Annotated in this window: 24 protein-coding genes and 2 tRNA genes; 13 read left to right on the top strand and 13 right to left on the bottom strand. The window is 70.5% G+C overall.

All coding sequences use genetic code 11. The annotated features are described in order from the left end of the window. Positions 1–66 precede the first annotated feature (66 nt). The 4 genes from ACIQU3_RS07180 to ACIQU3_RS07165 form a co-directional block, all read right to left on the bottom strand. Positions 67–774: an ATP-dependent Clp protease proteolytic subunit gene (locus ACIQU3_RS07180; RefSeq protein WP_308122550.1), complete on the bottom strand. Its 708-nt coding sequence runs from the start codon at positions 772–774 to the stop codon at positions 67–69. Positions 775–883: 109 nt separating this feature from the next. Further along, positions 884–1,489, bottom strand: a complete 606-nt coding sequence (locus tag ACIQU3_RS07175; RefSeq protein ID WP_030240055.1) for an ATP-dependent Clp protease proteolytic subunit — start codon at positions 1,487–1,489, stop codon at positions 884–886. Between the two features lie 334 nt (positions 1,490–1,823). Beyond that, on the bottom strand, positions 1,824–3,212 hold the full coding sequence (gene tig, locus ACIQU3_RS07170) for a trigger factor (RefSeq protein WP_403726006.1): 1,389 nt from the start codon (positions 3,210–3,212) through the stop codon (positions 1,824–1,826). Positions 3,213–3,407: 195 nt separating this feature from the next. Beyond that, positions 3,408–3,484 (bottom strand) — tRNA-Pro (locus ACIQU3_RS07165). A 163-nt stretch (positions 3,485–3,647) separates the two neighbouring features. On the opposite strand from ACIQU3_RS07165, the gene ACIQU3_RS07160 reads away from it, so the two are divergent. After that, positions 3,648–3,721, top strand: a tRNA-Gly gene (locus ACIQU3_RS07160). A 223-nt stretch (positions 3,722–3,944) separates the two neighbouring features. Here ACIQU3_RS07160 and ACIQU3_RS07155 read toward each other — a convergent pair. After that, positions 3,945–4,370, bottom strand: a complete 426-nt coding sequence (locus tag ACIQU3_RS07155; protein WP_403923756.1) for a hypothetical protein — start codon at positions 4,368–4,370, stop codon at positions 3,945–3,947. A gap of 81 nt (positions 4,371–4,451) precedes the next feature. Continuing rightward, positions 4,452–4,646 (bottom strand): hypothetical protein, encoded by a 195-nt coding sequence (locus ACIQU3_RS07150; RefSeq protein WP_403726011.1) that lies wholly within the window; start codon positions 4,644–4,646, stop codon positions 4,452–4,454. A gap of 708 nt (positions 4,647–5,354) precedes the next feature. Here ACIQU3_RS07150 and ACIQU3_RS07145 point away from each other — a divergent pair. Continuing rightward, on the top strand, positions 5,355–6,467 hold the full coding sequence (locus ACIQU3_RS07145) for an acyltransferase family protein (protein ID WP_403924158.1): 1,113 nt from the start codon (positions 5,355–5,357) through the stop codon (positions 6,465–6,467). 15 nt (positions 6,468–6,482) lie between these two features. Here ACIQU3_RS07145 and ACIQU3_RS07140 read toward each other — a convergent pair whose 3' ends face one another. Next, on the bottom strand, positions 6,483–6,920 hold the full coding sequence (locus ACIQU3_RS07140; protein WP_403924155.1) for an HD domain-containing protein: 438 nt from the start codon (positions 6,918–6,920) through the stop codon (positions 6,483–6,485). Positions 6,921–6,950: 30 nt separating this feature from the next. After that, positions 6,951–8,129 (bottom strand): PP2C family protein-serine/threonine phosphatase, encoded by a 1,179-nt coding sequence (locus tag ACIQU3_RS07135; protein ID WP_403726016.1) that lies wholly within the window; start codon positions 8,127–8,129, stop codon positions 6,951–6,953. A 163-nt stretch (positions 8,130–8,292) separates the two neighbouring features. On the opposite strand from ACIQU3_RS07135, the gene ACIQU3_RS07130 reads away from it, so the two are divergent. After that, the gene (locus tag ACIQU3_RS07130; protein ID WP_403923753.1) at positions 8,293–9,543 is read left to right on the top strand and encodes a GNAT family N-acetyltransferase; all 1,251 of its coding nucleotides are present in this window, start codon (positions 8,293–8,295) and stop codon (positions 9,541–9,543) included. A 30-nt stretch (positions 9,544–9,573) separates the two neighbouring features. Here ACIQU3_RS07130 and ACIQU3_RS07125 read toward each other — a convergent pair whose 3' ends face one another. Beyond that, the gene (locus ACIQU3_RS07125; protein ID WP_403726022.1) at positions 9,574–10,383 is read right to left on the bottom strand and encodes an Fpg/Nei family DNA glycosylase; all 810 of its coding nucleotides are present in this window, start codon (positions 10,381–10,383) and stop codon (positions 9,574–9,576) included. 182 nt (positions 10,384–10,565) lie between these two features. Then, positions 10,566–11,051, bottom strand: coding sequence for a ribose-5-phosphate isomerase (locus ACIQU3_RS07120; RefSeq protein ID WP_403726025.1), 486 nt, complete (start codon positions 11,049–11,051; stop codon positions 10,566–10,568). A gap of 278 nt (positions 11,052–11,329) precedes the next feature. On the opposite strand from ACIQU3_RS07120, the gene ACIQU3_RS07115 reads away from it, so the two are divergent. Continuing rightward, a complete protein-coding gene (locus ACIQU3_RS07115; protein WP_403726032.1) occupies positions 11,330–12,820 on the top strand; it encodes an amino acid permease in 1,491 nt (496 codons plus the stop codon). Between the two features lie 90 nt (positions 12,821–12,910). Here the strand turns inward: ACIQU3_RS07115 and ACIQU3_RS07110 are convergent, their stop codons facing one another. After that, positions 12,911–15,121, bottom strand: coding sequence for a serine/threonine-protein kinase (locus ACIQU3_RS07110; RefSeq protein ID WP_403923750.1), 2,211 nt, complete (start codon positions 15,119–15,121; stop codon positions 12,911–12,913). Between the two features lie 214 nt (positions 15,122–15,335). On the opposite strand from ACIQU3_RS07110, the gene ACIQU3_RS07105 reads away from it, so the two are divergent. Then, complete coding sequence (locus tag ACIQU3_RS07105; RefSeq protein ID WP_403726038.1) at positions 15,336–16,061, top strand: hypothetical protein; 726 nt, start codon at positions 15,336–15,338, stop codon at positions 16,059–16,061. An 88-nt stretch (positions 16,062–16,149) separates the two neighbouring features. Here ACIQU3_RS07105 and ACIQU3_RS07100 read toward each other — a convergent pair whose 3' ends face one another. Further along, complete coding sequence (locus tag ACIQU3_RS07100; protein WP_403726041.1) at positions 16,150–16,731, bottom strand: biotin transporter BioY; 582 nt, start codon at positions 16,729–16,731, stop codon at positions 16,150–16,152. A gap of 449 nt (positions 16,732–17,180) precedes the next feature. Between ACIQU3_RS07100 and ACIQU3_RS07095 the strand changes: the two genes are divergently transcribed. The 8 genes from ACIQU3_RS07095 to ACIQU3_RS07060 all read left to right on the top strand — a co-directional run bounded on the left by ACIQU3_RS07095 (position 17,181) and on the right by ACIQU3_RS07060 (position 25,821). Then, positions 17,181–18,380 (top strand): ROK family protein, encoded by a 1,200-nt coding sequence (locus ACIQU3_RS07095; protein WP_403726044.1) that lies wholly within the window; start codon positions 17,181–17,183, stop codon positions 18,378–18,380. A gap of 232 nt (positions 18,381–18,612) precedes the next feature. Beyond that, a complete protein-coding gene (locus ACIQU3_RS07090; RefSeq protein WP_403726048.1) occupies positions 18,613–19,668 on the top strand; it encodes an ABC transporter substrate-binding protein in 1,056 nt (351 codons plus the stop codon). After that, positions 19,665–20,558 (top strand): ABC transporter permease, encoded by an 894-nt coding sequence (locus ACIQU3_RS07085; RefSeq protein WP_403726056.1) that lies wholly within the window; start codon positions 19,665–19,667, stop codon positions 20,556–20,558. Before ACIQU3_RS07090 ends, ACIQU3_RS07085 begins: the two co-directional genes overlap by 4 nt. Next, positions 20,534–21,268, top strand: a complete 735-nt coding sequence (locus tag ACIQU3_RS07080) for an ABC transporter ATP-binding protein (RefSeq protein WP_403726059.1) — start codon at positions 20,534–20,536, stop codon at positions 21,266–21,268. Before ACIQU3_RS07085 ends, ACIQU3_RS07080 begins: the two co-directional genes overlap by 25 nt. Next, positions 21,265–22,608: an LLM class flavin-dependent oxidoreductase gene (locus ACIQU3_RS07075; protein WP_403726062.1), complete on the top strand. Its 1,344-nt coding sequence runs from the start codon at positions 21,265–21,267 to the stop codon at positions 22,606–22,608. Before ACIQU3_RS07080 ends, ACIQU3_RS07075 begins: the two co-directional genes overlap by 4 nt. A gap of 33 nt (positions 22,609–22,641) precedes the next feature. Then, a complete protein-coding gene (locus ACIQU3_RS07070) occupies positions 22,642–23,535 on the top strand; it encodes a TauD/TfdA dioxygenase family protein (protein ID WP_403726065.1) in 894 nt (297 codons plus the stop codon). 121 nt (positions 23,536–23,656) lie between these two features. Then, positions 23,657–25,039: an amino acid permease gene (locus tag ACIQU3_RS07065; RefSeq protein ID WP_403726069.1), complete on the top strand. Its 1,383-nt coding sequence runs from the start codon at positions 23,657–23,659 to the stop codon at positions 25,037–25,039. A gap of 134 nt (positions 25,040–25,173) precedes the next feature. Further along, entirely contained in the window at positions 25,174–25,821 is a 648-nt protein-coding gene (locus ACIQU3_RS07060) for a superoxide dismutase (RefSeq protein ID WP_403726074.1), read from the top strand. Positions 25,822–26,019: 198 nt separating this feature from the next. Here the strand turns inward: ACIQU3_RS07060 and ACIQU3_RS07055 are convergent, their stop codons facing one another. Then, the gene (locus ACIQU3_RS07055; protein ID WP_403923747.1) at positions 26,020–26,796 is read right to left on the bottom strand and encodes an SAM-dependent methyltransferase; all 777 of its coding nucleotides are present in this window, start codon (positions 26,794–26,796) and stop codon (positions 26,020–26,022) included. Between the last annotated feature and the right edge of the window lie 10 nt (positions 26,797–26,806).

The following is a 26,806-nucleotide window of genomic DNA, read 5'->3' as shown; positions in this document are numbered from 1 at the left end:
CGGTTCGCTTTGACGTGAACCGAGCCAAACCGTGCCAAGGGGCGGCAGACGTTACAGCCTCTCGCCTCAACGCAGGCTCGAGTTGTCCATCTTCCGGGTGGTGATGATCTGGTCGATCAGGCCGTAGCTCAGCGCGTCCTCGGCCGTGAGGATCTTGTCGCGCTCGATGTCCTCGCGGATCTTCTCGACCGGCGTGGTGGAGTGCTTGGCCAGCATCTCCTCCAGCTGCGAGCGCATCCGGAGGATCTCGTTGGCGGCGATCTCCAGGTCGGAGACCTGACCGCGGCCGGTCTCGCTGTACGGCTGGTGGATCAGCACGCGCGCGTTCGGCAGGGCCATGCGCTTGCCCGGCGTACCGGCGGCCAGCAGGACAGCGGCCGCGGAGGCGGCCTGGCCCATGCAGACCGTCTGGATGTCCGGCTTCACGTACTGCATCGTGTCGTAGATGGCCGTGAGCGCCGTGAAGGAGCCGCCGGGGCTGTTGATGTAGACCGAGATGTCACGGTCGGGGTCCATCGACTCCAGGCACAGCAGCTGCGCCATGACGTCGTTGGCGGAGGCGTCGTCGATCTGGACGCCGAGGAAGATCACGCGCTCCTCGAAGAGCTTCGCGTACGGGTCGTACTCGCGAATGCCCTGGGAGGTGCGCTCGACGAAGCGGGGGATGACGTAGCGGGACTCGGCCTGCGGGCCGGTGTAGCGGCCCTGCGAGCCGCTCATGTCCTGCACGGCGTGCATACGGTCGTAGATCCCACTGCCGGGGAACTGGTTCACGGTGTCTCCTGAAAAGGGCTGAGGCGGTCGGCTGGGGCAGTCTGGGGTTGCTGGGGCCCGGAAGGGCTCCATGGGCCTCACGGGGCGCCACACGCCCCGTGGGGACCCCTCAGGCCCCGGTGCCGCCGCCGCCCGGCATGCCGGCGGCCGTGGGGATGACGTCGTCGATGAGGCCGTACTCCTTGGCCTCGAAGGCGTCGAACCAGCGGTCGCGGTCCGAGTCGCGGGTGATCTGCTCGACCGTCTGCCCGGTGTGCTGCGCGGTCAGCTCGGCCATGCGCTTCTTGGTGTGCAGCAGCCGCTCGGCGTGGATCTTGATGTCCGAGGCCGAACCGGCGAGGCCGGCGGAGGGCTGGTGGATCAGGATCTCGGCGTTCGGCAGCGCGAAGCGCTTGCCGGGGGTGCCGGCGCTGAGCAGGAACTGGCCCATCGAGGCCGCGAGGCCCATGGCGATGGTGACCACGTCGTTCTTGATGAACTGCATGGTGTCGTAGATCGCCATGCCGGCCGTGATGGAACCGCCGGGGCTGTTGATGTACAGGTAGATGTCCTTGTCCGGGTCGGCGGCAAGGAGCAGCAGCTGCGCGGTGATCTTGTTCGCGATGTCGTCGTCGACCGGCTGGCCGAGGAAGATGATCCGCTCGTTGAGCAGCCGGTTGTAGACCTGGTCGCCGAGGCCGCCACCGATAGAGGGCTCGCCGGCGGCTGAGGGCATCAGATTCGTCACGTATCCACCTGCTCGTCTTACGACGGCGCCGGGCCGTCTCACGTTTCCCTAGGGGCTAGGAGCCGTTCGGGGACTCCACTGCCCTCGTATTCATGGACCCTAACGCGCGGGTCCCTTCGGGGAATCCCGGAGATGGGAGTGTTCGCCGGGGGCGTAGCGCCGCGCGGCTTCGGCGGGGTGGTTCCGTTCATCGGCGGCTGCGGGCGCGTCGTGGTCGCTCGCGCAGTTCCCCGCGCCCCTGAGGTGGGCTGCCCCCCCAGTGACAAGAAAGACCCTGGGGCGTGCCCCAGGGTCTTCTCACGAACTCACCGCTGCCGGGGGCTCAGCCCTCGGTCTTCTCCTCGGCGGACTCGGCCGGGGTCTCCTCGGCGGAGGCCTCGGCGGACTCGGTCTCGTCCTCTTCGTCGTCGAGGTCGATGATCTCGCCGTTGGTGTCCTTGACCGTGGCCTTCTCGACCACGACGGCCAGGGCCTTGCCGCGGGCGACCTCGCCGACCAGGAGCGGAACCTGGCCGCCCTCGACGACCGCCTGGGCGAACTGGTCGGGGGACATGCCGGAGGAGGCCGCACGGCGCATGAGGTGCTCGGTGAGCTCCTCCTGGTTGACGTTGAGCTTCTCCTGCTTGACGAGCTCGTCGAGCACGAACTGGGTCTTGATGCCCTTGACCGCGGCCTCACGGGTCTCGGTCTCGAACTCCTCCTCGCTCTTGCCCTGGATCTCCAGGTACTTCGCGAGGTCGAGGCCCATCTGGCCGAGCTGGTGGTGCTCGAGGTTGTGCTTGCGGGTGTTGACCTCGTCCTCGAGCAGCTTCTCGGGGACGGGAACCTCGACCAGCTCGAGCAGCTTCTCCAGGACGCGCTCCTGGGCCTGCGTGGCCTGGTCGTACTGCTTCATGTTCTCGAGGCGCTTGCGGCTGTCGGCGCGCAGCTCACCGATGGTGTCGAACTCGGAGGCGAGCTGCGCGAACTCGTCGTCCAGCTCGGGCAGTTCGCGCTTGGCGACCTGGGTGACCTTGACGGTGACCTCGGCCTCCTTGCCGGCCGCCGAGCCGCCCTTGAGCTCGGAGGTGAAGGTGGCCTCGCCACCGGCCTCCAGGCCCTTCACGGCGTCGTCGATGCCGTCCAGCAGCTCGCCGGAGCCGATGGTGTAGGAGACGCCGTCGGCGACGCCGTCCTCCAGGACCTCGCCGTCGACCTTGGCCTGCAGGTCGATCGTCACGACGTCGCCGTCCTCGGCGGCACGCTCGACCGGGGCGGTGGAGGCGAAGCGCTCGCGCAGCTCCTCGACGGCCTTGTCGACGTCCTCGTCGGTGACCTCGACCGCGTCGACCTCGACCTCGATGCCGGAGAAGTCCGGGATCTCGATGGCCGGGCGGATGTCGACCTCGGCGGTGAAGTTCAGCGTCTCGCCGTCCTTCAGCTCCGTGATGTCGACCTCGGGCTGGCCCAGCACGCTGAGCTCGGCCTCGTTGACCGCGTCGGTGTAGAACTTCGGAAGCGCGTCGTTGACCGCCTCCTCCAGGACCGCACCGCGGCCGAACCGCTGGTCGATGACCCGGGCCGGGACCTTGCCCTTGCGGAAGCCCTTCACCGTGACCTGCTGGTTGATCTTCTTGTACGCCGCGTCGAGGCTGTCCTTGAGCTCCTCGAAGGGCACCTCGACAGTGAGCCGAACCCGAGTCGGGTTCAGGGTCTCCACGGCGCTCTTCACGGTTCGGTCTCCTTGTGGCTGACTTCTTGGTTTCTGCCGGGGCCAGAGCGGCCCGGCGGATTTCGCCGCCCGGAGGACTTCAGACGCTGAGACACACGGGCGTGCAGCTTGCATAGTAACGGCAGCGACTACACCGCCCAAAAGGCGATCACGAGAGGTGATCGGATGGGCGATCACGCGAGGTGATCGGGTGGCTGGTCGGGGTGGCGGGATTTGAACCCACGGCCTTCCGCTCCCAAAGCGGACGCGCTACCAAGCTGCGCCACACCCCGTTCGGTGCGACACGTAGGGTACATGCCCACAGGCGGTGCGGCCGCCGCATTTCCACCGGGTTCGTGCCGCGTCGGGCGGGGCGGGAATGCGGTGTGCGACGAAGGGGGCCGACCCGCTAGGATGCCTTCAGTGCCGCGGTCACACGACCTGCGGCGCACGCGTGCGGGCGTAGCTCAATGGTAGAGCCCTAGTCTTCCAAACTAGCTACGCGGGTTCGATTCCCGTCGCCCGCTCCACATGACTCAGGGCCAGGCCAGAGGGATGCTCCTCGACCTGGCCCTGAGTGTTTCCGGGGCCCCCTTCAGCCCGGCGTGTCCCCCGCGCGCCCCTCCCCCTTCTGATCTTGCCGGGGCTCGGGCTCGGGCTTGCGGCCCTCGTCGGCCAGGTCGCTCGGCGTGTCAGCGATCTTCCGGCGTCCCCACGTGCGGCGGGAACGGTGACCGGAGCTCGGCCTCTTCGTCACCGCTGCGCCTCCGGCAGGGTTCGGTGCATGACCGAGTACTCGTGGCCGCCGGACGTCGGGGCTCCGGCACCGGAGGAGATACGGCTTGCCTGGGTGGCGACCAAAACGGCCCTGCCGGTCGGCACCGCCGTCAACGGCGAGGTCGTCGCCGGCAGCCGTTCGGTGTCTTCGTGCGGATCGACGGCGTCGCTGATGCCGCGCCGGGGCCGGCGGAGATCTCCGCCGCACCACCCGAGGCCGTCCCTCGCCCGCCGGGTTTCCTGGTCAGCGGCTGCGTGGTCGAGCACGCCGAGCGCAATTGCCAGGTCAGGATCAGGCTCGACGACCGGGGCGGCGAGCCTGCCGTTCCACCACTGGAACCCGATGCCCCCGGGGTCCAGGGGACGCGTACGCGCACCGGGCAGGCGGGGCGGATGCCTCACGGGACGTAGGCCTGGCCGCTCGGCCGGCCGGCTCGGGCTGTCGCGGGGGCCGCGGCCGGAGGGGAGGCGCTTCCCGGTCGGTCAGAAGCTGATGGAGTTGATGGTGTCCGCTATCGAGTTGAGGAAGCGGTTGATGGACGGGGCCATGCCGGTCGAGGCGAGGAAGAAGCCGAAGAGGACCGCCACGATGGCCGGGCCCGCCTTGATGCTCCCCCCTCTCAGCAACACCACAAGGATGATCGCCAACAGCAGCACCACAGACAGTGAAATGGCCACAACTGATCACACCCTCGGTCGGTCCGCTCTCCCGGCCCGGGGACGCAACCCCGCGCACCCCGCCAGAACCATCGTGCCACCAACAGGGCCGGGCTATGCGGGTGGTGACGCATCGACCACGCCCGTGTCGCATCCGTCCCCGTGCACCGCCGGTGTGTGACGCCTCCGCGCGGGTACCCGACACCGAGCGGTCGCACGGCAATTCGACGAGCCACCCGGGCAGGGAATTCGGCTGCATCGTTTCCGTCTCCACACAATGCGTTCGCAGGTATTTCGAATTGTTGCCACGACCTCACCAACACCCCTATGGGCAGGGGCCGAAGACGGACGGAGGCGGACATTCCGCTGGAGTCGCCTGCTGGTCTTATGCACCGCTTAGTCCGGAAGTATGCTGACAAGCAGGACTGGCCTGGTGTGCAAAATCCGCCATCGGGCGATGTGTTGACCATCACGCCGACAGTGATGTCAACTACCCGTAATCCGGGGTATCCGCAGCGAATAGCCGGGAATGACGTCCGGCGTTTTACGAATAGCTGCAGGGAACGCTAGGGTGCCTCAGATGTTCCACGCTGCCTCGTCCCCCGCACGCGCAGCGAGGTCCCGGATCGTCTCCCCGAGCTCTTGGTGGGAGGGTCTGTGACGAACTCGCTGCGACCGAACGGCGACCGCAGGGCGCCACTTCCCCCGGCACAGTCGCCGGCCGACGGAGTGCCGAGCCCTCGCTCGCCGCAGAGCACGCAGAATAAGCAGAACGGCAAGCAGCGCGACGCGTTCTTCGACAACGCCAAGTACCTCGCGATCGTGCTGGTGGCCATGGGCCACGCCTGGGAGCCGCTCAAGAGCGACAGCCGGGTACTCGAGGCCGCCTACCAGGTCGTCTACGCGTTCCACATGCCGGCGTTCATCCTCATCTCCGGCTACTTCTCGCGCAGTTTCGACATGCGGCCCAGCCGGCTGAAGCGCCTGATCACCGGCGTGGCCGTGCCGTACATCATCTTCGAGACGGCCTATCCGCTCTTCAAGCGGGTCATCGACAACGACCCGCACCAGGAGATCAGCCTCCTCGACCCCTGGTACCTGACCTGGTTCCTGGTCGCGCTGTTCGTCTGGCGCCTGACCACCCCCATCTGGAACCTGGTGCGCTGGCCGCTGCCGCTCGCGCTGGGTCTCGCCATGCTGGCGACCGTCACGCCGGAGATCGGTGACGACCTGGACCTGCAGCGCGTCCTGCAGTTCCTGCCGTTCTTCGTGCTCGGCCTGGTCATGAAGCCCGAGCACTTCCACATGGTGCGTACGCGTGCGGTGCGGATCGCCTCGGTGCCGATGTTCGCCGCCGCGCTGGCCTTCAGCTGGTGGGCGGTGCCGCGCATGAACACCGCATGGTTCTACCACCGTGACGCCGCACAGGAACTCGGCGCCCCGTGGTGGACCGGCCCGGTCATGGTGCTCGCCATGTTCGGCTGCTCCCTGGTGCTGACCGCGTGCTTCTTCGCGTGGGTGCCGCGCCGCCACATGTGGTTCACCGCCCTCGGCGCCGGCACGCTCTACGGCTACCTGCTGCACGGCTTCCTGGTGAAGGCCGGTGACTACCAGGGCTGGTACGAAGCGTCCTGGCTGCACCGGCCGACCGGGGAGATCATCGTGACCGTCCTCGCGGCCGCCGTCGTGACGGTGCTGTGCACCAAGCCGGTGCAGCGCGTCTTCCGGTTCGCCATGGAACCGAAGATGGACTGGGCCTTCAAGCCGGACGCGGCCGAGCAGGCCCGCGAGCGCCAGAGCGCCGAGCGGCGCGCACGGGAGCGCGAGAAGGTCAACGCCTGACGCCTGCGGCAGCGTTCATCCCACCAGACCGAGAAGTGCGCGCATCCGCGCGTACTTCTCGGTCAGTCGTTTGCGGGTCGCCGCGTCGAGGACCGCGAGCCGTGCCGGGTCCGCGTTGTGCGCCAGGTCCGACTCCTTCACCAGCAGCGCACCGGGCGTGGCGAGGATCCGGGCTGCGTATGCCTCCGGTGGCTCCCCCGGCCGCTTGGTGACCGCGAGGACGATGTCCTTCGTACGGCTGCTCAGCGCGGCCTCGCGCAGCCACTGCGCGGACAGGGCGTCGTCCTCGACGGCGTCGTGCAGCCAGGCCGCCGCGATCTGCTCCTCGTCGCCGCCCCGCGCCCGAACGCCCTCCGCCACGGCCCGCAGGTGTTCGGCGTAGGGCCGGCCCGCCTTGTCCGTCTGGCCGGTGTGCGCCGCGCGGGCGGTGGCCTCCACCTGGGCCAGGGTCATCCGGGGTGTCTCGGTCACCGCTCCAGTGTCTCAGCGGGACGCGGCGGCCGTCGGCCCCTCGCGGCAGATCAGGAGCAGCGCCCGGTCGTCGTTGACGTCCTTGGCCACGGCCTCGATGAGGTGCCAGGCGGCGCCGTGGAAGCCGCCCGCCACATAGCGGTCGGCCTCTCCGGTGAGGCGGTCGATGCCCTCGACGATGTCACGGTCGGCGGTCTCCACCAGGCCGTCCGTGAACAGCATCAGCACGTCCCCGGGCCGCAGCGAGCCCTTCACCGGGTCGAACTGGGCGCCGTCGTACACCCCGAGGAGCGGGCCCTCGGCGGCCTTCTCCTCCCAGCGGCCGGTGCCGGCGCTGAGCTGGAGGCCCGGCGGGTGGCCCGCGGAGTAGAGCTCGTAGTCGCCGGAGTCCAGGTCGAGGACCAGATGGATGGAGGTGGCGAAGCCCTCGTCCCAGTCCTGGCGCAGGAGGTAGCCGTTCGCGGCAGGCAGGAAGGCGTGCGGCGGGAGGGAGCCGAGCAGGCCGCCGAACGCGCCGGACAGCAGCAGGGCGCGGGAGCCCGCGTCCATACCCTTGCCGGAGACGTCGGTCAGGACCACCTCCAGCGTGCGGCCGCCGTTGGTGCGCGCCGCCACCACGAAGTCGCCCGAGAAGGACTGGCCGCCCGCCGGGCGCAACGCCATCTCCCGGTGCCAGCCGTCCGGCAGGTCGGGCAGCTTGCTCTGCACCCGGATGCGTTCACGCAGGTCGAACAGCATGGTGCCGCCGCGCCGCCAGGGCACGCCGACCCGGCTGCGGAACTGGGCGAGCAGCAGTCCGAAGAATCCGCAGGCCGCCACCACCAGCACGATGCCCGGGGTGACCCTCGACGGGCCCTCCGTGTACGGGCCGAGCTGCACCGACTCCACGATCAGTGCCGTGGCCGCCGCGGCGTACAGCCCGAGCAGGCTCGCCGGCCGCAGCAGCAGACCGCCCACGACGACGGGCAGCACCAGCGCGGCCGGTGAGAACCACACCGAGTTCGCCAGCGTCGCCGACGCGATCAGAGGGACGGTCAGGATCAGACCGGCCAGGGCGATCCAGTCCGAGCCGTTGCCGCGGAAGTAGTCCACGGCGGCCCGGCGCACGCCGACACGGACCCGGTGCCACTGCTTCCTCAACCGGGCCGTGAACGTCTCGGCTTCCGCGCGCCGCTCTCGTCCTGATGCCATTAGTTCGGGACCCTATCCATCGGACCGGCCCCTTGGCACGGGAGGTCCTACTTGTCCCCCGTCCGAGGGCGGAACATCACAGTTGAACGGCACGGCGTGCGTCTCTCCGCCGCCCGGGAGAAATTCCCTCGCTCGTCCCGCATTGCCCTGGTAGGCATGGCTCATGGCAACTGACGCGAACCGCCTTTCGCCCGGTCTGCGAGTCCTGCGGCGGGACGATTGGGACACCTGGTACAACGCCCTGCTTCGGGGCTTCGGCGGGGTGCCGGAAGCCGCGGAGGAGCGGGAGTTGTGGCGCGCGCTGACCGAATTCGACCGTTCCCTTGGCATATGGGACGGGGACGAGTGCGTGGGGACGGCCGGGGCGTTCAGTTTCCGGCTGACCGTGCCCGGCGGAGCGTCACTGCCGGTCGCGGGCGTCACGATGGTCAGCGTGGCCGCGACGCATCGCCGGCGCGGCCTGCTGACGTCGATGATGCGACGGCAGTTGGACGACGTGCGCGCGTGGGGTGAGCCGCTGGCCGTGCTCACCGCGTCCGAGCCGGCGATCTATGGGCGGTTCGGATACGGCAACGCGACCCTCTCGCTGACCGCCGAGATCGACACGACCCGGGTCGGGCTGTCGGTGCCGGACGGTACGGATGACGTACGGGTGCGGTACGCGGTGCCGACCGATGTGCTCGATGTGTGCGAGGCCCTGTACGCCCGGCTGGTTCCGGCGCGGCCCGGGATGCTGGCGCGGCGGCCCGGCTGGGAGCGGCTCGGGGTGCTCGACCCGGAGAGCGAGCGGGCGGGGGCGTCGCCGCTGCAGTGCGTGCTCGCCGAGCGGGACGGGGAGCCGGTCGGGTACGCACGGTTCCGCGTCAAGCCGGAGTGGGAGCTGTCCGGGTCCAACGGCACGGTGGCCGTGGCGGATGTGGTCGCGCTGGACCCCGCGGCGAACGCTGCGCTGTGGCGGTTTCTGCTCGGGATCGACCTGACGTCGAAGGTGACCGTGCGGGGGCGTCCAGTGGACGACGCGTGGCAGTTCCTGGTGTCCGACCAGCGACGGTGCCACCCGTGGTTGCGGGACTCGCTGTACGTGCGGCCGGTCGAGGTCGGGGCCGCGCTGGAGGCACGGACGTACCTGGCTCCGGTGGACGTGGTGTTCGAGGTGGAGGACGCGTTCTGCCCCTGGAACGCCGGGCGTTGGCGGCTGAGCGGGGACACGAAGGGTGCGTCCTGCGAGCGTACGGCGGACGCGGCCGATGTCGCCCTGTCGGTACGGGAGTTGGGCGCGGCGTATCTCGGGGGCGTGTCGCTGGCCGCGCTGGCGGCGGCGGGGCGTGTGCGGGAGATCAGGCCGGGGGCGCTGGCGGAGGCGTCGCTCGGGTTCGGGTCGGTCGTGCCGCCGTGGCTGCCGCACGGGTTCTGAGGGACGCCCGGCTGTATCAAGGGCGCCGTTTCAGGGGCGTTGGCAGGCCGGGCACCAGAAGAGGTTGCGGGCGGCGAGATCGGCGGTGCGGATCTCGCCGCCGCAGATGTGGCAGGGCAGGTTCGCCCTGCGGTAGACGTACACCTCGCCGCCGTGGTCGTCGACGCGCGGGGGGCGGCCCATCGCCTCCGGGGTGTGTTCCGGGCGGACGGTGTCGATGCGGTTGTTGCGGACGCCCTCGTGCATGAGGTCGACGAGGTCGGTCCATATCGCGTGCCACTCGGTGGGGGTGACGTCCTTGCCGGCCCGGTACGGGTCGATGCGGTGCCGGAAGAGGACCTCCGCGCGGTAGACGTTTCCGACGCCGGCGATGACCTTCTGGTCCATGAGGAGAGCGGCGATCGTCGTACGGCTGCGGGTGATGCGGCGGTAGGCGGCGTCCGGGTCGGCGTCGTCGCGAAGGGGGTCGGGGCCGAGGCGGCCGTGTATCGCCTGCTTCTCCAGGGGTGTGATGAGGGCGCAGGTGGTGGGGCCTCGGAGGTCCACGTATGCGGTGTCGTTCGCCAGGCGGAGGCGGACCGTGTCGGTGGGGGGCGGTTCGGGGGCCGGGCCGAAGGTGACCTTGCCGAACAGACCGAGGTGGATGTGGACCCAGCGGGTGTCGCGGAAGCCGAGGAAGAGGTGCTTGCCGTGGGCTTCGGTGTGGGTGAGTTCCGTGCCGGTGAGGAGAGCGGCGGCGGGGGTGAACTTGCCCTGGGGGCTGGTGGTGCGGGGCTTCGTCCCGAGGAAGGTCGCGCCGTAGTCCTGGGCGAGGCGGTGGATGGTGTGGCCTTCCGGCACGGGTTCTCCTGTGATCGACACCCTGCGGTGGCGGCCGGGGGTTCACCCACCGGCCGCCCGCCGGAGCCCGGCCCTCACGGGCTTCGGCGCCGCTTCCTGCACGGCTTCGTCCGTCCTCGCCCGGCGCCCCCCTCCGGCCCCGGGGCTCCTGGGCGGAGCCGCCGGGCTCGGGGTGGGGAGGGTTACTGCTGGGGGTGGTGCGGGGGGATCGGGGGGAGGTCACCCGTCGTCTCGTAGGACGACAGCATGTCGATCCGGCGGATGTGACGTTCGTCACCGGAGAACGGCGTGGCGAGGAAGGTCTCCACGAACTTCGTCGCCTCGTCCTGCGCGTGCATGCGCGCGCCCACCGCGACGACGTTCGCATTGTTGTGCTGGCGGCCCAGGGACGCCGTCTCCTCGCTCCAGGCGAGGGCCGCGCGGACGCCCTTGACCTTGTTCGCGGCGATCTGCTCGCCGTTGCCCGAACCGCCGATGACGACGCCGAGGGCGTCGGGGTCCGCGGCCGTGCGCTCCGCCGCGCGGAGGCAGAACGGCGGGTAGTCGTCCTGGGCGTCGTAGATGTGCGGGCCGCAGTCGACGGGGTCGTGACCCGCCGCCTTCAGCCACTCGACGAGGTGGTTCTTGAGTTCGTAGCCCGCATGGTCCGAGCCGAGGTACACGCGCATGGGATGAGTGTGACACGGGTGTTTCGGGGAAGGCGCGCGGGGTGGCGCTCACAAAAACCTGAGGCGAATGTGAGCCCCATTACGGAACCTCAGGAAAACCTCAAGTAACAATCTGGATTCAAAGGTTCTCCTATCCGTTCGCCTCCGATTCACTGGACCGGCTCGTACACCGCTCGTACGGGCCACCCGTACACCGTCATGCCCCGACACACCCCGTTCGTGCGGCTCGGGCGGTTCGTACGGAAGTACAGCTCCCCGGCGCAAAGGAAATCCGTTCCATGACCTCGCAGCCGACCATGAACAAGACCGGAAACGACCCCGGAGGGCCCGGAGAACCCGGAGTCGAGGGCTCCGGGCTGCAGGCCGGACTCAAGAACCGGCATCTTTCGATGATCGCCATCGGCGGTGTCATCGGCGCCGGCCTCTTCGTGGGGTCCAGCTCCGGTATCGCCACCGCCGGTCCCGGCATCCTGCTGTCGTACGCCCTCGTCGGCACGCTCGTGGTGCTGGTGATGCGGATGCTCGGCGAGATGTCGGCCGCCAACCCGACCTCGGGTTCCTTCTCCGCGCACGCCGACCGGGCCCTCGGGTCCTGGGCCGGGTTCTCCATCGGCTGGCTCTACTGGTTCTTCTGGGTCGTCGTGCTGGCGGTCGAGGCCACCGCCGGTGCGGTGATCCTGGAGGGCTGGATACCGGCCGTGCCCCAGTGGGGCTGGGCCCTGATCGTGATGCTGGTGCTGACCGCGACCAACCTGGTCTCCGTCGGCTCCTACGGTGAGTTCGAGTTCTGGTTCGCGGGCATCAAGGTCGTCGCGATCGCCGCGTTCATCGTCATCGGCGGACTGGCCGTGTTCGGCCTGCTCCCGGGTGTGGACAGCGAGCAGGCCGGGATCAGCAACCTCACCGCGCACGGCGGCTTCCTGCCCAACGGGGCCGGCGCCATCCTCACCGGTGTGCTGCTCGTCGTCTTCTCCTTCATGGGCAGCGAGATCGCCACCCTGGCCGCCGGTGAGTCCGAGAACCCGCGGCAGGCCGTCACCAAGGCCACCAACAGCATCATCTGGCGTGTCGCCGTCTTCTACCTCGGTTCGATCGCCGTCGTCGTGTGCCTGCTGCCGTGGGACAGCAAGTCCATCGCCAAGGACGGTTCCTACGTCGCCGCGCTGGACTCCCTCGGCATCGCGCACGCCGGTCAGATCATGAACTTCATCGTGCTGACCTCGGTGCTGTCCTGCCTGAACTCCGGCCTCTACACCGCCTCCCGCATGGCCTTCTCCCTCGGCCAGCGCGGTGACGCGCCGAAGGCCTTCGCCCGCACGACCTCCAACGGCGTGCCGCGCACGGCGATCCTCGCCTCCGTCGCCTTCGGCTTCGTCGCCGTCTTCTTCAACTACAAGTTCCCGGACTCCGTCTTCCTCTTCCTCGTGAACTCCAGTGGCGCGGTCGCCCTGTTCGTGTGGCTGGTGATCTGCTTCTCCCAGCTGCGCATGCGGAAGATCATCAAGGCCGAGGCGCCCGAGAAGCTCGTCGTGAAGATGTGGCTGTACCCGTACCTGACCTGGGCGACTGCCGCGCTGATCGTGTTCATCCTCGGTTACATGCTCACCGACACCGAGCACGACGGGCGTCAGACCATCCTGCTGTCGCTGCTCGTCGCGGCGGTGGTGCTCGCCATCGCCTTCGTGAAGAAGGGGCTGCGTGGGGGACGTCCGGCCGCCGACGCCCCGCAGGTCCAGGGTGAGGAGCGCAGCGAGGTGTCGGCCGGCTGATCCTCCGGCCGCTCGCCGTTCGTCGTGGACGGGGGCCTGTGGTGCGTGCGTCGGCACGCGCCACAGGCCCTTTCGTTTGCCTGCCGGTGCCTACAGCACCGTGAAACCGTCCTTGACCTTCTCGTAGACGGCGAGCGCCTCCTGCTCGGTCCCGGCCTCGTACCACGTGTTGACCTGGTACGACTTGCCGGTCACGTTGAAGCCGAGCAGGCGGGCGTGCCAGTGGACGCCCCTCAGCGTGAATGTGTACTCCCAGACCACCGCCGGGTGGCCGCGGAACGTCGTCTCCTCCAGGCGGATCTTGCGGTAGCCCTGGCCCTGGTGGGCGTTGCGCTCCGAGGTCTGCCAGGTCTCCAGCAGGTCGCCCCTGGCCAGGGACGACTTGCCGACCAGTTCCTGGGAGCCGTCCGGGGAGGTGTAGTGCACCTCCGCACCCGTCTTCACGTCCCGCCGCCAGCCGTCGGGTGTCGCCCAGGCGAACCCGCCGGCCTCCCGGTGTGTGCCGGGCGGCAGCGTCTGCGGCCTGGTGGTGCCCTCGACGGTGGGGGCGGGAGTGCCTGCCTTCCCGGGATCCTCGGCGGGGTCCACCGAGGCGTCCCCGGTGGTGGGCTGCGCGGACGCCGAGGAGCCCGCTCGGGGAGTCCCGTCGCTGCCGCCGGGTGGGCCCGACGACGTCGCCAGCAGGATGGCTGCGACGGTGCCGGCGGCGGCGAGGGCGGCTGCCGCAGCGGTGAGCACCGCACGGCGACGAGTGCGGGGACGGCGGGTGCGGGGAGCGGCAGGGACGGCCGGTCCGGGGAGCTCGCCCGGCGGCATCGGCGGGGGCGTCGGATGCGGACGGCGTTCGGTCTCCGCCTGGGCACGGCTGAGGGAGACGCGGCCGGGGCCCGCGTGCTGGGTGGTGCCGACGGCCCGGCCTTCACCCGGGGTTGCCGCCGGCTGGGCCTTCGCTGCGGCGGCAGCGGGTGTGGTGGAGATCGGGGGTGTGGGGTGGTGGTGCGGGCCCGGGGTGGGGGCGGGTCGGCGGGGGTCCCGTGGCGCCGGGTGAGGCGGAGCCGGGAGGTGGGCGGGGGTGGGTGATTCGGGCTCCGGCGAGGTGGCGGGGAGAGGCGCCCGCGACCGCGGTGGTGGGGCCGGCGGTCGTCCGCCGAGGGTGGTGTCCAACTCGGGGGCGGGCGCCGGCTCCGGCCTCGGCGGGTCCGCCCCGTCCACCAGAGGCGTCCGCTCGGGGCTCGGCGGCGATTCCCCACCGGCCACCGCACTCGGCCCCTGGCTCAGTGCCGACTCCCCACCCGCCACCGCACTCGGCCCCCGAGTCGGCGGCAACTCCCCGTCGGGCGGAGGCTTTCGCTCGAGCCCCGGTGACGGTCCCCGGCCCGCCACAGCCTCCGGCTCCCGGTCTCCTTCCGGCTCCGAGTCGCTCAGTCCCTCCCCCACCTCTGCCGCTGCGGGCACCGCCACCGTCGGTGTCGGGGCCGGGAACGCCACCGGCTGCAGCGCCGTCTCCAGTGCGTCGAGGTGCGGGCGCGCCGACGGTTCCTTGGCGAGCAGGGACGTCAGAATGTCCCGCAACGGCCCCGACGTGGCGGGCAGTTCGGGCTCCTCGTACAGGACCGCGTGCAGGGTCGCCAGTGTGGTGTCGCGGGAGAACGGGGAGCGGCCGCCCAGGGCCGCGCAGAGGGTCGCGCCGAGGGACCAGATGTCGGACGGCGGCCCCTGGGGGCGACCGGAGATGCGCTCGGGGGCCATGTAGTCGGGCGAGCCGACCAGCATGCCGACCATGGTGAGCGCCTTGGCGTCCTGGATCGCCGCGATGCCGAAGTCCGTCAGGACGACGCGTCGTGCGGGGCCGGAACCGTTGCCGTTGGCGCGTGCGGATCCGGCCACCCCGTCCACGTGCTCGACCAGTACGTTTCCGGGCTTGATGTCGCGGTGCAGGACGCCCCGTTCGTGCACCTGCCGCAGCCCGGCGACCAGACCGAGGCCGAGGCGGGCCGTCTCACCGGGGCTCAGCGGCCCGGCCTCCGCGAGGATCCGTTCGAGGGAGCGGCCCGCCACCAACTCCATGACGATCCACAGGCGTTCTCCCTCGTCCACCACGTCGTAGATCCGTACGACGTTGGGGTGGTCGATCCGGGCCGTCGCCCTGGCCTCGCGCAGGGTGCGTTCACGACGGGTCCTGCTGTCCTCCGCGTCGAGTCCGTCGATCCGCATTTCCTTGACGGCGACCTGCCGGTCGAGAATTTCATCGGCGGCTCGCCACACCCGCCCCATTCCCCCCTGGCCGATACTCTCGACCAACCGATAGCGTCCCGTCACCAATATCCCTGGAACACCGCCGCTGTTCGCATTCCCCGGCAATTCGCTGCACCCCCTCCACGACCCCGCGACCGACTCCAGTGAAACACAACGGTCACACTTCGCGCCGTACCAGGATAGTGCGGCGAAATCTTGTGGTAACTCTTTCAGTGCTGCGAATTCAGGCGCAGCCCAGGGGGACGCAAGGGGGACGAACATGAGTTCTCGTCGTACGACAGTGGTCACGGGATCGCTGGTCATGGCATCTTTCTCGGCGGTGTTGATCCTTTCCGGAACGGCCGGCGCCGAGGACGACGGGCCTGCGAGCGGCAAGGGGGGAAAGGTGGTAGACGCCGCCCCGGCAGGCGTGAAGCTCACCACGACACTGCCCGGAAAGATCTCAGTGGACAACAGTTCCGAAAAGACGGCGATTACCGCCACGGCGAAGAACGAGGGGAGTAAGGACAGCGGGCGGATCAGGCTGTTGGTCGTCGGTTTCGACGGGCTTGTCGTCAAGAACGTCGAGGGGTGTTCGGCGATACCCGAGAAGGGACTGCCCGAGGGTTCGAACAGTGGATTCGCATGCCCGATCGACAATCTCGCCGCGGGGGCGTCGAAGTCGTACGCCGTCGACGCGACGTTCGACCTCGGCAAGACCGGGAAGATCTGTCTGCCCGTGCAGAGCGGCGACGGGAAGAAGACCTTCTGGCAGCAGGGCCCGGTACCGTTCGGCACGAGCAACCCGTCGCCGGACGCCCCGGCGACGCCCCTGCTGCTCGGCACCGACAACGAGCCGGCGGGACCGGGTGGCAAGGAGCTGCCGAAGACCGGCCCGGCCCGCGATCTGCTGCCGTTGGGCGCGGCCGGGGCGTCGCTGCTGGCGGCGGGCATGGCCGGAATGTGGTGGTCGCAGCGGCGGCGTCCGGGGGCTCAGGGGGGCTGATCCGGCCCCGCTGTCGCGTCTCGCGTACGCGCAGAGGCCCGCCGGGGGCAGTACGCCCCCGGCGGGCCTCTCGGCAACGCCCTTGGTGTCAGCGCTTGTTCGCGAACTTCCAAGCCGTCGGCAGGGCGCCCATCGCCAGGGCGGCCTTCAGTGCGTCGCCGATGAGGAACGGCGTGAGTCCGGCCGCGATCGCCGCGGTGGCGGACATGCCGGTGGCCATGGCCAGGTAGGGCACGCCGACGGCGTAGATGATCGCCTCGCCCACCAGCATCGTGCCGGCCGTGCGCAGCACCGAGCGGTCGGCACCGCGGCGGGCCAGGGCGCCGACGACGGTGGAGGCGAGGATCATTCCGAGGATGTAGCCGAAGGAGGGGGCGACACCGGAGGTGCCCTGCGCGAACCACGGCACGCCCGCGATGCCCGCCAGGGCGTACAGGGCGAGCGCCAGGAAGCCGCGGCCGGCACCGAGGGACGTGCCGACGAGCAGCGCGGCGAAGGTCTGGCCGGTCACCGGCACCGGGGAGCCCGGCACGGGCACGGAGATCTGGGCGGCGAGGCCGGTGAGCGCGGCGCCGCCGAGCACGAGGGCCGCGTCCCGGACTCGGGAGGAGGGGAGCAGGTCGGCGAGGACCTGTCCGGTGCGGGCGGGTGTGGCGGCAGCGGTGCTCATGGGGACTCCGCGGAGGTGAGGGCCGGTGGGACACGGTGACGCTATCCCAGCGCCCTCGCGCCGATCACCGTCAGCCGTCCACAAAGGCCGGGACCGGCCGTTGGTCGGCTTCACACAAAGGATGCGGGTTACAGCGAGTCAGGCGTGATGCCGGTCACGGTGATGGGGTGCCGTGCGACACGGGAGCGGGAAAACGGGCCTCTGTAGGTTTCCCCCAAAGGCTCCGGGGCGGCCGTCTCGCCCGTCGGTCGCCGTCTGGGCAGCCAGGGGGCGTTTTGCTAGCGTCCCGGACATGGTTGCCCAGGCCCGGTACTTCTCGTCGCGTCGCTACGTCGACCTGCGACGCCAGGGCACGGCCACCTGTCGCCGGCCATTGTGAGGCGGGGCGGAGGGATCCGGTCCGCCGATCGAGACGACACCGTGTCGGACCGGCTTCCAGGAAGACTCCCATGCCCCGTACCGCGGCTCCCCTTCTGACATCCCCCATCCCCCGTGCCGCCGACAGCGACCGGCGCCGCACCAGCGCGAGCGTCGTGCTGCGGTCCGTGCTGGAGCACGGGCCGGTCGCGCGCAGCACCATCGCCCGTCTGACGGGCCTGTCGCCGGCGTCCGTGACCGACTACTGCGCCCGGTTGACCGAGCTGGGGCTCATCCGCGAGTCGGCCGTGCCGCGGCGCTCCCGGGGCGTGGGCCGGCCGCACCTGCCGGTCGACCTGGACGACTCCCGGTTCGTGGTGGGCGGTGTGCACGTGGCGGTGCCGCACACCACGGTCGCGCTGCTGGATCTGCGCGGCCGGGTGGTCGCCCGGCGCGAAATCAGGCACGAGGGCACGGGGCCCGGGCGGGTGCTGGCCCGGGCGGCCGACGGTCTGGCGGCGCTGCTCGCCGGTGTCCCCGGCAGCACCGTGCTCGGGGTCGGGTTCGCGGCGGGCGGCTGGGTGGACCGGGACTCGGGCACCGTCGTGGAGCATCCGCTGCTGGGCTGGCGCGAGGTGCCGGTGCGGGAGGTGCTCGGGGCGCACACCGGACTGCCGGTCCATGTGGACGGTCACGCACGGGCGTTGGTGAACGCGGAGCGGCTCTTCGGGCAGGCGCGAGGCAGCCGCAGTGTGCTGCACCTGTTCGCGGGCAACGTGGTCGACGCGGCGTTCGCCACCCATGACGAGGTGCACCACGGGCCGCGTTCCCAGGCCGGGTCCATCGCCCATCTGCCCGTGCCGGGCGGCACGGAGCCGTGCGACTGCGGCCGGGTGGGGTGCCTGCAGGCCGAGTTGAGTGAGCGCACCCTGTGCGTGCGGGCCCGTGAGGCGGGGGTCAGCGACGCGGTGAACCCGATGCACGTGGTCGGCGCGGCCGCGGCCGGTGACACGGTGGCCGCGGAACTGCTGCGGGAGCGGTCGCGGCGGACGGGGCGCGCGGTGGGGCTGCTGCTCGACGTGCTCAACCCCGAGCAGGTGGTGGTGACGGAGATCGGGGCCATGCACCGCGAGGACTGTCTGGCCGCCCTGCGGGAAGAGGCCGGGGCGGATCGCGGCGCGACCGTCGCACCGATCAGTTTCACGGATTCCGTGCCGGCCGTGGCCGGCGGTTCGGTGGCGCTCGACGTTCTCTATCGGGATCCGCTGGCCGTGTCACCTGAGGCTATTTAATTCAGAAACTCGGAATGTTGACAGGCCGGGCCGCTGACCAGGAACATCCTGTTCATGACCCCGCTCACGAGCTGTCGCACCCTCTGTTGCTGACCCGTTGACGCGCCCTGGCGCCCCGTTCACGGAGCGCCTTCTCCTTCCTTTGTGACATTCGCGTGAATTCCTTGTCCGGCGTCTTTTCCGCCGGGAATTCAGCGTGCTGTGCCGTCTTCCATACCCAGGGAGTACTCCCATGCCCTCGCCCTCCGTTGCCGGTGTCGACCGGCGCCTGTTCCTGACCTCACTGCTCGGTGTGACGGCCGCGGCGGCCGGACTGAGCGGCTGCGCGGACGACAGCGCCGCGGCCGAGGCGGCGTCCGACGCTCCCCTGGCCTCCGAGGTTCCCGCGGGGACGAGCCTGAAGATCTCCTCGTACCAGAACGCGCAGCAGCTGCAGTTCAAGCTGGCCGGGTTCCGTGATCTGCCGTTCAAGGTGTCCGACTGGCTGAACATCGGCGCCGGCCCCGATGTCATCAACGCCTTCCGCGCGAAGTCCCTGGACGTCGCCAACAACGCGGGGATCCCGCCGATCCAGGCGCACTACCAGGGCTTCGACGCGAGGATCGTGGCGATCAACATCACCCGCAGGCCCAACTACCTCTTCGCCACGAAGCCCGGCAGCGACATCCGCCGGGTCTCGGACTTCCGGGGCAGGCGGCTGGCCTTCTCCCAGGGGCAGGCGCAGGGTGTGGTCCTGTTGCGGGCGCTGAAGAAGGCCGGGCTGACGTACGACGACGTGGAGCTGGTGCCGCTGACCAGCAACCAGTTCCTCACCGCCCTGCAGTCCGGGCAGGTGGACGTCGCCCCGCTCGCCAACAGCCAGGCGCCCGCCTATCTGGCGCAGTACAGGTCCGCGCGCACGGTCACCACGGACGTGGTGGACCTGCTGAACCTGCTGTGGGCGCCGGTCTCGGTGCTGAACGACCGGGCGAAGGCCGCCGCGGTCGCCGCGTACGTCCCGTACTGGGCGAAGGGCCAGGTGTGGACGTACGAGCACCCCGACGAGTGGAACGAGCAGTTCTACGTCGGGACGCAGAACCTGACGCTCCCCCAGGCGAAGGCCATCACCGCACTGGCCAACAAGCCGCTGTTCCCGCCCCGCTGGGACGAGGCCATCAGGTGGGAGCAGGAGACCGCCGATCTGCTCGCCGAGGGCGGCTTCGTGAAGAAGTTCGACGTCTCGGAGCTGTTCGACCACCGCTTCGAGTCCCTCGCGGCCAAGGCCGTGCCCGCGGAGTACCGGAGGTGACCGCCGTGTCCACGACCACGCACACGACGACGAGCACGAGCACCACGAGCACGAACACCGGCGCACCGCTCGCTCCCCTCGCCGCGGAGGAGGGGACGCACCAGGTGCGCAGGCGCCGGCGGCTGGCCCCGGGCAGGCGGCTGCCCGCCACCCGGCTCGTCGGGCCCGCCGCCGTCCTCACGCTGTGGAGCCTCGCCTCGGCCGCCGGGCTGCTCGACCCGGGCGCGATCCCGGCTCCCTGGACGGTGCTGGAGACCGGCAGCCGGCTGTGGTCCGCGGGCACGCTGCCGGACGACATCCTGACGTCGTTGCAGCGCGCGGCCACCGGCTTCTCGATCGGCCTGGCCGTGGGGGTCCTGCTCGCCCTGGCGTCCGGGCTGACCCGGACCGGGGAGGCGCTGATCGACGGGACCGTCAACCTCAACCGGGCCATCCCCACCCTGGGTCTGATCCCGCTGTTCATCCTCTGGCTGGGCATCGGCGAGACCTTCAAGATCGCCATCATCGCGATCGTCGTCTACATCCCGATCTACCTCAACACGCACGCCGCGCTGTCCGGCATCGACAGCCGCTTCGTCGAACTCGCCGAGGTACAGGGCCTGTCGAAGCCGAGGTTCATCCGGCAGGTCGTGATCCCCGGCGCCCTGCCCGGCTTCTTCGTCGGGCTGCGGCTGGGGGTCACCGGCTCCTGGCTGGGCCTGGTGGTGCTGGAGCAGATCAACGCCACCAGCGGCCTCGGCTACATGATGTTCCAGGCGCAGAACTACGGCCAGACGGACGTCATCCTCGTCGGGCTGGTCGTCTACGGCATCTTCGGCCTCTTCTCCGACAGCGCGGTCCGTATCGTCGAACGGAGGGTGCTGTCATGGCGCCGCACACTGAGCAGCTGACCCGTCCCGCCGTCCGACTGCGCGGCCTGACACGGTCGTTCGACGGGCGCACGGTCCTCGACGGCATCGACCTCGATCTGCCCGCCGGGCAGCTGACGGCCCTCCTCGGGCACAGCGGCTCCGGCAAGAGCACCCTGCTGCGGGCGATCGCCGGACTCGACCACGGCGTCACCGGCTCCGGGCAGCTCACCGCGCCCGAACAGGTGTCGGTGGTCTTCCAGGACTCCCGGCTGCTGCCCTGGCGGCGGGTCCTCGACAACGTGCTGCTCGGCGCGGAGGGCAAGGACGCCGGCCGCAGGGGCCGCGCGGCCCTGGAGGAGGTGGGGCTGAAGGGCCGCGAGCGGGCCTGGCCGGGCGAGCTGTCCGGCGGTGAGGCCCAGCGCGCCGCCCTGGCCCGTTCCCTGGTGCGCGAGCCCGAACTGCTGCTGGCCGACGAGCCGTTCGGGGCGCTGGACGCGCTCACCCGGATCCGGATGCACGGCCTGCTGAGGGAGCTGTGGGAGCGGCACCGGCCGTCGGTGCTGCTGGTGACCCACGACGTGGACGAGGCGATCGTCCTCGCCGACCGGGTGCTCGTCCTGGAGAAGGGCCGGATCGGCCTCGACCTCACCATCGACCGCGCGCACCCGCGGTCGTACCGCGACCCCCTGCTCGGCGAGTACCGGGAGCGGCTGCTGGCCGCGCTCGGTGTCACGGAGGACCATCGATGACCCGCAGACAGCTTCACCTCAACGCGTTCCTGATGAACACCGGCCACCACGAGGCGTCGTGGCGGCTGCCGCAGAGCGACCCGCACGCGCACGTGGACCTGGCCCACTACGTGCGGCTGGCCCGGATCGCCGAGCGCGGTACGTTCGACTCGCTGTTCCTCGCCGACGGCCCGCAGCTGTGGAACAACCTCGCGCAGCGGCCCGCCGGGGCGCTGGAGCCGATCACGCTGCTGACCGCGCTGGCCACGGCGACCGAGCACATCGGCCTGATCGCCACGGCCTCCACCTCGTACAACTCGCCGTACAACCTGGCCCGCAAGTTCGCCACGCTGGACCACCTCAGCGGCGGCCGGGCGGGCTGGAACATCGTCACCACCGCCGGTGCGGAGGCCGCCCGGAACTTCGGTCTGGACGCGGAGCCGGCGCACGCCGAGCGGTACGCGCGGGCCGCCGAGTTCCTCGACGTCGCGCTGAAGCTGTGGGACAGCTGGGAGGACGACGCGATCGTCGCCGACAAGGCGGCGGGCGTGTGGGGCGACGACGCGAAGATCCACCCGCCCCGGCACCGGGGACGGTTCTTCAGCGTCGAGGGCGCGCTCAACGTGCCCCGTTCCCCCCAGGGTTACCCGCTGCTCGTGCAGGCCGGCTCCTCCGAGGACGGCAAGCGGTTCGCCGCCCGGTACGCGGAGGCCGTGTTCACCGCCCAGCAGACCGTCGAGGACGCGCGGGCCTTCTACGCCGACCTCAAGGCGCGGACGGTCGCGGCCGGACGGGACGCCGGCCACATCAAGGTGCTGCCGGGCATCGTCCCGGTGATCGGCTCCACGGAGGCCGAGGCACGGGCGAACGAGCGGCTCCTGGAGGACCACATCGTGCACGCGCACGGCGTGGACCGCCTGGAGCGGCTGCTGCACCTCGACCCCGGCACCCTGGAGCTGGACGGCCCGCTGCCCTCCGGACTGCCGCCGGAGAGCGCCATCGAGGGCGCCAAGAGCCGCTACACGCTCGTCGTCGAGCTGGCCCGGCGCGACCGGCTCACCGTGCGGCAGCTGATCGCGCGGCTGGGCGGCGGGCGCGGGCACCTCACCTTCGCCGGGACGCCCGAGCAGGTCGCCGACACCATCGGGCTGTGGTTCGCCTCGGGCGCCGCGGACGGCTTCAACATCATGCCCGCGGTGCTGCCGTCCGGGCTGGAGGCCTTCGTCGACCACGTCGTCCCGATCCTGCGCGCCCGTGGCCTGCTCCGCACCGAGTACGGCGCTGACCGCAGCACGCTGCGCGAGCGCTACGGCCTTCCGCGCCCCGCCAACCAGCACGTCGTCGCCCCCGCGCTCGTCTGATCCCTCTTCCGGTCCTCCTGAAAGGAACCCGTCATGACCATCGAGATCCACAAGGTCACCGCGCACATCGGCGCCCGCGTCGAGGGCGTCGACATCACCCGGCCCCTCGACCAGGAGACCTCCACCGCCCTCAGGGAGGCGCTCAACGCCCACAAGGCCCTCGTCTTCGACGCGCGGGGATTGGACGACGCCGGTCAGCAGGCTTTCGTCCGCCACTTCGGCGACATCACGACCGCCCACCCGACGGTGCCGGCGGTGGACGGCGCCCCGAACGTGCTGCCCGTGGACAGCGAGGGCGGCCGGGCCGCAAACCACTGGCACACCGACGTCACCTTCGTCCTCAACCCGCCGCAGGCCAGCAGTCTGCGCAGCATCACCGTCCCGCCCTACGGCGGCGAGACGCTGATCGCCAGCTCGGCCGCCGCCTACCGCAACCTGCCGGAGTCGCTGCGCGGCCTCGCCGACACCCTGTGGGCCGAGCACACCAACGACTACGACTACGCCGTCCCCGAGGAGGACGTCGACGAGGAGCAGGCCGCCCGACGCGCCCAGTTCACGTCGATCAAGTACCGCACGGTCCACCCGGTGGTCCGGGTGCACCCGCTGACCGGTGAGCGCGGGCTGTTCATCGGCGGCTTCGCACAGCGGATCGTGGGCCTCTCGCCCGGCGAGTCCCGCAAGATCCTCGACCTGCTCCAGGCGTACGTCACCCGGCCGGAGAACATCCTGCGCCACCGCTGGTCGCCGAACCAGCTCGTGCTCTTCGACAACCGCATCACCCAGCACTACGCCGTCGACAACTACGACGGCCGGCCGCGGCGCCTGCACCGGGTGACCGTGGCCGGGGACATCCCCGTGGGGATCGAGGGCAAGGAGAGCTACGTCATCGAGGGCGACGCCACGCACTACTCACCGGTCGCCGCCTAGCCACACAGAGCGACGCGACTGTCCGGATAGTGGGATGCCTCTTCGTGTATGCGGAGAGGCGTCCGAGACTGGCGGCGTTTTTGCCCTCGTACGTCTCTCACGCATAGGACGAGCCGCGCCCATGCCCAGCAGCACCACCACGGGGACCCCGCCCGGTACGGACGACACCTCCCTGTCCCATGGCCTGAAGCAGCGCCACCTGTCGATGATCGCCCTCGGCGGGGTGATCGGGGCCGGTCTGTTCGTCGGTTCCGGTGCCGGTATCGCCGCGGCCGGCCCGTCGATCGTAGTCGCCTACGCCCTCTCCGGAGCCCTCGTCATGCTGGTGATGAGGATGCTCGGCGAGATGTCGGCCGCGTATCCGTCGTCGGGGTCGTTCTCGGCGCACGCCGAGCGGGCGATCGGCCCATGGGCCGGGTTCACGGCCGGCTGGTCCTTCTGGGTGCTGCTCTGCACGGCCGTCGGCCTGGAGGGCATCGGTGCCGCGAAGATCGTCAGCGGCTGGCTGCCGGGCACGCCGGAATGGGCGTGGGTCGCGCTGTTCATGGTCGTCTTCTGCGTCACGAACCTGGCCGCCGTGAAGAACTTCGGTGAGTTCGAGTTCTGGTTCGCGGCGCTGAAGGTCGGTGCGATCACCCTGTTCCTGGTGCTCGGCGTCCTGGCGATCGCGGGGGTCCTGCCGGGCACGGACTCGCCGGGCGCGAGCCACCTCACCGACTTCCTGCCGAACGGCGGTGAGGGCCTGGTCATCGGCCTCCTCGCCTCGGTCTTCGCCTACGGCGGCCTGGAGACGGTCACCATCGCGGCCGCCGAGTCGGAGAACCCCGTCAGGGGCGTCGCGAGCGCCGTCCGCACGGCGATGTGGCGCATCGCGCTGTTCTACATCGGCTCCATGGCCGTCATCGTCACGCTCGTCCCCTGGGACTCCAAGGCGGTCGTCGAGAAGGGCCCGTACGTCGCCGCCCTCGACGAACTCGGCATCCCGGGCGCCGGGCAGCTGATGAACGTGGTCGTCCTGGTGGCCCTGCTGTCCGCCATGAACGCCAACATCTACGGCGCCTCCCGCATCGCCTACTCGCTGGTGGAACGCGGGCAGGGCCCGAAGGGTCTCGGCCGGGTCTCGGGCGGGGTGCCGCGGATCGCCGTACTGGCGTCCTGCGTCTTCGGATTCCTGTGCGTGCTGCTGAGCTACTGGCGGCCCGACGACGTCTTCGCCTGGCTGCTGAACATGATCGGCGCGGTGATCCTGGTCGTCTGGATCTTCATCGCGGTCTCGCAGCTGCGCCTGCGCCGCCGCCTGGAGCGTGAGGCACCCGAGAAGCTGGCCGTGCGCATGTGGGCGTTCCCCTGGCTGACCTGGGTGGCCCTGGCCGGCATGGCCGCGGTCTTCGTCCTGATGGCCCGGGAGCCGGACACGCGCGTCCAGCTGTACTCGACGGGCGGGATGATCCTGGTCCTGGCGGCGGTCGGGTACGCGTGGCAGAGGGCCCGCGCCCGGCAGTAGCAGACCCACCACCGAAGGCCCCCGCGACACACGCGGGGGCCTTTCGCGTACCCGGACCACCCCTCGGCGCCTTTCTGCTGCTAGCGTGCAGTTGCAAGACTATTGCAATAAGAGGTCCGGAGGGGATCCCGCCCATGCCCGTCTACACATTGCCTGAACTGCCCTACGACTACTCCGCGCTCGCCCCCGTGATCAGCCCCGAGATCATCGAACTGCATCACGACAAGCACCACGCCGCCTATGTGAAGGGCGCCAACGACACGCTGGAGCAGCTCGCCGAGGCGCGGGACAAGGAGACGTGGGGGGCGGTCAACGGGCTGGAGAAGAATCTCGCCTTCCACCTGTCCGGGCACATCCTGCACAGCATCTACTGGCAGAACATGACCGGCCCCAAGGACGGTGGCGGTGAGCCGCTGGCCGCCGACGGTGTGGGGGAGCTCGCCGACGCCATCGTCGAGTCGTTCGGGTCGTTCGCCGGCTTCAAGGCCCAGCTGACCAAGGCCTCCGCGACCACGCAGGGTTCGGGCTGGGGCGTGCTCGCCTACGAGCCGCTGAGCGGGCGGCTGATCGTGGAGCAGGTCTACGACCACCAGGGCAACGTCGGGCAGGGCGCCACCCCGATCCTGGTCTTCGACGCCTGGGAGCACGCCTTCTATCTCCAGTACAAGAACCAGAAGGTCGACTTCATCGAGGCGATGTGGCAGGTCGTCAACTGGCAGGACGTGGCCCGGCGTTACGAGGCGGCCAGGTCCCGGACGGACGTGCTGCTGCTGGCGCCGTGACGGCGGCCGGCTGAAGCGTCCTGCCTCGTGATCGTCTTCTCACCCTTCACGGCGGCAGGCGGAAAGAAGGAGACCCCCGCGAGGACGTGACTCGCGGGGGTCTTCCCGTGCCCGGCGGGCGCGGGGTTTGCGGCCCGGCCCGCCGTGCACGCCGATCGGCTCGGCCGGGTCGCCGGTGCCCGGTGGGCCCAGGGCGGCTCAGGGCTTGCGGGCCAGCCCGCCGTGCTGGCCGATCGGCTCGGCCGGGTCGCCCGGCTCGGGACGCCACAGCGGTACCGGGACCACGCCCGGTTCCACCAGCTCCAGACCCTCGAAGAACGCCTCGATCTGCTCGACCGGCCGCAGGAAGTACGGGACCGCGCCCGTCTCGTTGTAGGCGTCCTGGGCCCGTTCGTAGGCCGGGTCCGTGCCGCGGGAGCCCTCGTTGAGGGAGAGGTGGCTGCCCGCGGGGAGACCGGCCAGGAGGTGGCGCACCAGGTCCCGGGCCTGCTCGTAGTCGGCCACGTGCCCCAGGATGCCGCTGAGGATCAGGGCCGTGGGGCGGGTGAGGTCGAGGGTCTTGCCGGCGGCCGCGAGGATCTCCTCGGGCTCGAAGAGGCTGATGGGCTCGTAGGCCGTCGCGCCCTCGGGGGTGGAGGTGAGCAGGGCGCGGGCGTGCGCCAGGACCATCGGGTCGTTGTCGACGTAGACGATCCTCGCCTCGGGTGCCAGGCGCTGGGCGACCTCGTGGGTGTTGTCGACGGTCGGCAGGCCGGTGCCGACGTCGAGGAACTGCCGTACGCCGGCCTCCTGGACGAGGTACCGGATGCTGCGGCCCAGGAAGGCGCGGCTGCCGCGGGCGATGGTGACGATGCCGGGGAAGACGGCGGTGTACGCGTCACCGGCCGCCTCGTCCACCGGGTAGTTGTCCTTGCCGCCCAGCCAGTAGTTCCAGATCCGGGCCGAGTGCGGCACCGATGTGTCGATCTGCGTCATGTGCCCATGG

This window comes from Streptomyces sp. NPDC101110 (genome assembly GCF_044759525.1).
In the GTDB taxonomy this organism is placed as follows: Bacteria; Actinomycetota; Actinomycetes; order Streptomycetales; family Streptomycetaceae; genus Streptomyces.
The sequence above is the reverse complement of the archived record's forward strand: the minus strand, read 5'-3'. Positions and strand labels throughout refer to the sequence as shown.